The following is a 6,188-nucleotide window of genomic DNA, read 5'->3' as shown; positions in this document are numbered from 1 at the left end:
ATGCCAGCCCGACGGCCAGCGATGCCAACCCGACGGCTGTCGTGCCTCCCGCCGCGGACGCCGATCCGACGGCGCCGGTGTCGGCCGAGCCGACCGCCACGGTCGACCGCCCGACCGCCGCCGAGGCCGAGCCCACGGCGAGCGTCACGGCAGCGGGTGGCACACCCGCCGACGGTACGACGAACACCGACGACGAGCCGACCGCGGTGGACGGCCCGCCGGTCGCGCCGGAACAGCGCAGGCCCCCGGCCCCGACCTCGGTCATGCCGACGCCGGTGAGTCCCGCCGGGCGCGCGGCCGTGCCGCTCTACGGGGGTCCAAAGCCGAACAACACCCGACGTAACCTGCTGATCGGGGCCGTGGTGGCTCTGCTGCTGATCGGCCTCGTGGTGATCGTGCCGAAGCTCGGCGGCAAGGATGAGGACACTCCGCAGGCCGACCCGACCGGGGCCGCGGCGACGTCGGCGCCGGCGCAGACCTCCGCTCCGGCGGCGCCCGCGCCCCCCACCGGCGCTCCCAGCCCGACGCCCTCGGCGACGCCCTCCGCCGACCCGAACGCGCTGCCGGCGGGCTGGAAACTGCACAGGGACCCGGCCGGCTTCTCCCTGCCACTGCCCGACGGCTGGGTGCGCCGCAGCGCGGGCAGCGACACGGTCGTGTTCGACCAGTCCAACGGGCCTGGCGAGCTGCTCGTGCAGTGGACCAACAATCCGGCGAAGAACGCGGTCAAGGACTGGCAGGAGCAGGAGCCCAACCGCAGGAATTTCGTCAACAACTACCAGTTGATCGGCATCAAGGGCTGCGACTTCTGGAAGACCTGCGGCGACTGGGAGTGGCTGGAAACCCGCGACGGGACCCGGATCCACGTCCGCAACCGGGGCTTCGTGACGGCAAGCAACCGCGGCTACGCCCTGCGGTGGGAGATCGCGGAGAAGGACTGGCAGGCCAACCTGCCGAACTTCGACCGGATCGCTAAGGGCTTCGAGCCTGACCGCAAGGACTGAGCTGCGGGATTCGCACCGGCACGAAACTGATTCGCATGACCTTGCGTCGTTCGGGGTATCTGATCTCCGACGACGGAAGGAGGTACGACATGAGTCACCGACGGAGGGATGCCCGGCCCCGGCTGGCACTGTGGATGCTCGTCGCGCTGGGCGACGCGGTCCTGCTGCTGGCCAGCGCGGGCCTGTCGGCGCTCGTCGCGCTGCTCAGCGTCGTGGCCGTTGCCGTCTGCGGAGTGGCTGCCTGGCGGCTGAACCGCCGGCCGGCCCTGGTCCGCGAGGACGCTCCGGTGGTGGTGCCGGCAATGGCTCGGCGGCGGGCCTGACCGCATCGGCGACGTGGCGGCAGCCGGACCGATTGTCGACCCCAGGGTGACAGCCGATCCCGCTGCCGCCAACCGCCTCGCCAGGCGGATCGGGCGGACCGGGCCGATCAGGCGGTGTTGTTGGCCAGCGCGATCAGGCGGGACCGGTCGCCGTTCCAGTAGTTGCGGTCCACGTTGCCGCTGATCCCGGAGACGACGCCGGTGCTGGTGTACTGCCAGAAGCTCCACACCGGCGCACCGGCCGGCAGGGCGCCCGGGGTGCTCGCCCAGCGGGCCAGCCAGAGCGGGTGGTTCGCCCACGGGCCGGTCCAACTGCCGGTGCACTGGTTCCAGAAGCTGGTCGTGGTGTAGATGACCGCGTAGCGGCCGGTGCGGGAGCGGTAGGTGTTCAGGAAGTCCTGGACCCAGTTGCGCATCCCGGTCGTGCTGAGCCCGTAGCAGTAACCGCCGGCGTACGGGTTGGCCTCCAGGTCCAGCGCCGCGGGAAGCGTCCGGCTGTCGGCCGACCACGCGCCGCCGTTGGAGGCCAGGTAGTTGGCCTGGGTCGAGCCGGCGGAGATGTTCGGCCGGGCGAAGTGGTACGCCCCGCGGATCACCCCGGCGTTGTACGCGTTGACGTAGTTGGCGTTGAAGTTCGGGTCCTTGTAGCTGGTGCCCTCGGTGGCCTTGATGAAGGCGAACTCGATGCCGGCGTTGCGCACGCTCGTCCAGTTGATCGTGCCCTGGTAGCGGGACACGTCGACGCCGGCCGTGGTGGCGGCGGCCGCCGGTCCGGCGGTCGCGACCAGGGTCGCGGCTGCGGCGGCGAGGACGGTGAGGCTGGCCGCGAGCACGCGGCGCAGCGGTGATCTGGTACGGGCCATGGCTGCCTCCAAGGACGTGGGGTCTATTGACGCCCATCTTTGGAGATAACTGCCCTAGATCACAAGAGTTGTTGAAGAAACTTTCATCGACGGGTGTCGGTGGGCGCTGAACGTTGCGGTGGGATGGCTCAGCGTAGGGCGGCGGGGTCGAGCTGCCAGCGGAACGGCTCCACGATGGTCAGCGCCTCGCCGGGCTTGGCCACCTGGTCCTCGACGTAGTGCTCGCCGTCGAGCCGGAACAGCCGCAGGGAGTGCCCGTCGCCGTCCTGCTCGACAAGCAGGTACCAGGGGATCCGCGCGATGGCGTAGAGCTGCATCTTGACCAGCCGGTCGGCCGCGGCGTTGCCCGGCGAGACGATTTCGCAGACCAGGACCACCTCGGCGGCCTCCACCACGGTGCCCTCGTCATCGGTGTCCGCGACGACCACATCGGGGATGGCGATCCGGTCCACCCCGAGCCGCACGTTGACCGCCTCGAACACTACGAGATCAGCCGCAGCGCCCTCGACGTGGTTGGCCAAGCGGCGTGACACCAACTGGTGCCGCTTGCTCGGGACAGGGCTCACGATCAGGCTCCCGTCGAGCAGCTCGATCCGGTCCGGGGTCTCACCCAGGGCGAAGTAGTCGGCCTCGGTCCAGAGCCCGACGTGGTGTCCCAGGGGTTGCGCGCTCATCGGCGGTCACCTCCCGCTCCGCTCGCCACCCGATCAGTCTCACACGGTACGAGGCGGTGGCCCGGGACCGACACCGAACGCCGCCGGTAGGCTCGCGCCCCATGATGTCGATCGACGGGCTGGGCGACCTGTGGGACACGCTGTTCGGCGCACAGCCGGACCCGCCCCCGCTGCTGGTGCTGATCACCGCGGCCGTCGCGCTGGTGGTGGTCAGCACCCGGCTGCCGTGGCGGATCGCCCGCAACGCCATCACGATCGCCCACGAGGGCGGGCACGCGCTGGTCGCCCTGCTCACCGGTCGCAAGCTGCGCGGCATCCGGTTGCACTCGGACACCTCCGGGCTGACGCTCTCCGCCGGCCGGCCCACCGGACCGGGAATGATCCTCACGCTGCTCGCCGGCTACGTCGCCCCGCCGCTGGTCGGGCTCGCCGGCGCCTGGCTGCTGGGTGGCAACCGGATCACCCTGCTGCTCTGGGTGGCCGTGGCGCTGCTGCTCGCCATGCTCGTGATGATCCGCAACGCGTTCGGCGTGGTGTCGCTGCTGGTCACCGGCGCGGTGGTGCTCGCCGTCTCGTGGTACGCCACCCCGCAGGTGCAGGCCGCGTTCGCGTACGCCGGGGTGTGGTTCCTGCTGCTCGGCGGGGTGCGACCGGTGGTGGAGCTGCAACGGCTGCGCTCCCGCGGCCGGATGCCCGCCTCGGACGCCGACCAGCTCGCCGGGCTCACCCCGTTCCCGGCGTTCTTCTGGGTGACCTTCTTCGCCCTGGTCAACCTGGTCGCGCTCGTCGCCGGCGCGCTGCTGCTCGCCGGCCCGATCCTCACCGACGCCGGCATCACCGTCTGACCGGCGAGGCGTCCCGGGCTGCCGAACGGCGACGAACGCGACCACCTCGCCGGGCGGGCAGAATGAGGCCATGCGATACGTGATCATCGGGGCGGGCGCGGTCGGCGGAACCATCGGGGTACGGCTGGCGGAGGCCGGTCGGGACGTGACCCTGGTGGCCCGCGGCGCGCACCTGGACGCGATCCGCGAGCGAGGTCTGACCCTGCGCCAGCCCGACGGCGGGGTCACCTCCCGGCTGACCGCGGTGGACGGCCCCGGTGAGCGGCCGCTGCCGGCCGACACAGTGCTGGTCCTGACCGTGAAGTCGCAGGACACCGCGGGCGCGCTGGCCGCCTGGGTGGACGCGCCGGTCGCAGGCGGCGGCACGGCGGCGGAGCGGCTGCCGCTGGTCACCGCGCAGAACGGGGTGGCCAACGAGCGGGCCGCGCTGCGGCTCTTCGCCGACGTGCACCCGGTGTGCGTCTGGCTCCCGGCCACCCACCTCGACCCGGGAGTGGTGGTGGCCAACGGCTACCCGCACCCGGGGATGCTGCACGTCGGGCGGTACCCGGCCGGGGCGGACGACACCGACCAGGCCATCGCCGCCGATCTGACCGCCGCCGGGTTCGTCGCCCCGGTGCGGCAGGACGTGCTGCGCTGGAAGTACGGCAAGCTGCTCGCCAACCTCGGCAACGGCCTCCAGGCCCTGCTCGGCCGCGACATCCCGGACGCGCTGGTCGAGCGGGTACGCGCCGAGGGCGTCGCCGCGCTCGCCGCCGCACGCATCGCACACACCTCCCCGGCGGAGGAGAAGGCCGAACGCGGCGAGCTGGTTCAGCAGCGCCCGGTCGACGGTGAGAGCCGCTCCGGAGGCTCCACCTGGCAGAGCCTGGCCCGGGGCGCCGGCTCGACCGAGGTTGACCACCTCAACGGGGAGATCGCGCTGCTCGGCCGGCTGCACGGCGTACCGACGCCGGTCAACGTGGCCGTGCAGCGCGCGGTGCGCCGGGCGGTCCGGGAACGGATCGCGGCCGGCGCGTTCCCGCTCGCCGAGCTGGAGAAGATGGTCGCCTGATCGGGGCAACCGACGGCCCCGCCCGGCGCGTGTTCCCTGCGACCGACACGGGGAGGTAGCGGTGCCGGACGTCGACGGGTTCGACGAGTTCTACCGGGGGAGCCGACAACGGCTGCTCGGTTTCGTCTACGCCCTCACCGGCGACCGGGTCGAGGCGCAGGACGCCGTGCAGGAGGCGTACATCCGGGCGTGGCAGCGCTGGTCGACGGTCAGCCGGTACGACGAGCCGGAGGCATGGGTGCGGGTGGTGGCGAGCCGGATCGCGGTCAGCCGGTGGCGCAGCCTGCGCAGTCGCGCCCGGGCGTACCTGCGGCACGGGGCCACCGAGACCGTTCCCGGCCCGGGCACCGACACCGTCGAGGTGGTCGCCGCGCTGCGTCTACTGCCCGAGGAGCAACGCGTCGCCATCGCCCTGTACTACCTGATGGGCATGCCGGTCGCCGAGGTGGCGCGGGAGACCTCGGCCCCAGTGGGCACGGTCAAGGCCCGACTCTCCCGGGGGCGCGCCGCGCTCGCCGGGCTGCTCGCCGTCTCTGATCTGGAGGAGACTACCGATGCGTGACGACCCGACGTTCGTCGAAAAGGTCCAGCGAGAACTGCAGGACGTACGCTGGCCCGGCCCAGAGAAGATCCGTGCCCAGGCCCGCCGCCGCAGCCAGCGCAGGATCGTCGTGGCCACCGCAGTGCTGGCCCTGGCCGGGATCTCCGCCGTGGCGGTCGCCGCCCCGAGGACGTCCCCGCCACCGGTTCAGCCGGCCGCCTCGGCCTCGCCGACCCGGCACGAGATCACCACCGACGCCCTGCTGCAGCCGGCCGACCTGCCGCAGCCGGTTTACGTACAGCTCAGCCAGTCAGGACTGGGCGAGCCGGTCCGGCTGGAGGACATGCTCGGCTACTGCCGCACGAGCCAGGGGTGGCCGGAGGGCTGGCAGATGTCAATCCTGTCCCGCTCACAGACCCTCATGCGGAAGCACCCTCCGGGCCTCCTTGTGGAGGGCGACGCCCTGGTCATGCAGGATCTCTTCAGGCTGGTACCCGAGGCGGCCAGACAGCTCTTCGCCAGTCTGGACGACCTGGTCGCTCCGTGCGCCGAGTGGCGGAGCGTCGGGCCGCTGGAGACGGCAGGGAGCACGCGCACCGCGGAGGTGGTCCACCGGTGGGCGGTGACGCAGCGGGGTTTCGCCGGTGACGACGCCGCCATCCTGCGGGACTCGCTCACGGCCGCCCGGGACGTGCAGACCGGGCAGACGTACGGCGACGCACCGTCGCCCATCCTCCTGGCCGTCGTCCGGGTCGGCGACACCGTCTCGGTGCTCCGCCTCCGGTACGACAGCACCGAGGCGGAACTCCGCCAGCTGGCCGTGGCGGCGGCGGCCCGGATGTGCGCCGCCGCCAACCCGCCCTGCTGATGCGGATCAGGAACGC

At 72.3% G+C, this 6,188-nt stretch carries 7 protein-coding genes and 1 pseudogene; 6 read left to right on the top strand and 2 right to left on the bottom strand.

What is annotated here, in order from left to right:
• Positions 1–1,004, top strand: a pseudogene (locus tag DKT68_RS11460) (serine/threonine protein kinase); the annotation flags it as partial.
• A gap of 89 nt (positions 1,005–1,093) precedes the next feature.
• Complete coding sequence (locus tag DKT68_RS11455; RefSeq protein ID WP_109817398.1) at positions 1,094–1,327, top strand: hypothetical protein; 234 nt, start codon at positions 1,094–1,096, stop codon at positions 1,325–1,327.
• A gap of 107 nt (positions 1,328–1,434) precedes the next feature.
• Here DKT68_RS11455 and DKT68_RS11450 read toward each other — a convergent pair whose 3' ends face one another.
• Together DKT68_RS11450 and DKT68_RS11445 are read right to left on the bottom strand one after the other, a co-directional pair.
• A complete protein-coding gene (locus DKT68_RS11450) occupies positions 1,435–2,190 on the bottom strand; it encodes a GH25 family lysozyme (protein ID WP_109817397.1) in 756 nt (251 codons plus the stop codon).
• 128 nt (positions 2,191–2,318) lie between these two features.
• The gene (locus DKT68_RS11445; RefSeq protein WP_109817396.1) at positions 2,319–2,864 is read right to left on the bottom strand and encodes a Uma2 family endonuclease; all 546 of its coding nucleotides are present in this window, start codon (positions 2,862–2,864) and stop codon (positions 2,319–2,321) included.
• A gap of 101 nt (positions 2,865–2,965) precedes the next feature.
• Between DKT68_RS11445 and DKT68_RS11440 the strand changes: the two genes are divergently transcribed.
• The 4 genes from DKT68_RS11440 to DKT68_RS11425 all read left to right on the top strand — a co-directional run bounded on the left by DKT68_RS11440 (position 2,966) and on the right by DKT68_RS11425 (position 6,172).
• Complete coding sequence (locus tag DKT68_RS11440; protein WP_109817395.1) at positions 2,966–3,709, top strand: M50 family metallopeptidase; 744 nt, start codon at positions 2,966–2,968, stop codon at positions 3,707–3,709.
• Between the two features lie 70 nt (positions 3,710–3,779).
• Positions 3,780–4,763, top strand: a complete 984-nt coding sequence (locus tag DKT68_RS11435) for a ketopantoate reductase family protein (RefSeq protein ID WP_109817394.1) — start codon at positions 3,780–3,782, stop codon at positions 4,761–4,763.
• Between the two features lie 61 nt (positions 4,764–4,824).
• The gene (locus DKT68_RS11430) at positions 4,825–5,325 is read left to right on the top strand and encodes a SigE family RNA polymerase sigma factor (protein WP_109817393.1); all 501 of its coding nucleotides are present in this window, start codon (positions 4,825–4,827) and stop codon (positions 5,323–5,325) included.
• Positions 5,318–6,172, top strand: a complete 855-nt coding sequence (locus tag DKT68_RS11425) for a hypothetical protein (protein ID WP_109817392.1) — start codon at positions 5,318–5,320, stop codon at positions 6,170–6,172. Before DKT68_RS11430 ends, DKT68_RS11425 begins: the two co-directional genes overlap by 8 nt.
• The last annotated feature ends 16 nt before the right edge of the window (positions 6,173–6,188 follow it).

It is taken from the genome of Micromonospora acroterricola (assembly GCF_003172955.1).
GTDB lineage: Bacteria > Actinomycetota > Actinomycetes > Mycobacteriales > Micromonosporaceae > Micromonospora > Micromonospora acroterricola.
The sequence above is the reverse complement of the archived record's forward strand: the minus strand, read 5'-3'. Positions and strand labels throughout refer to the sequence as shown.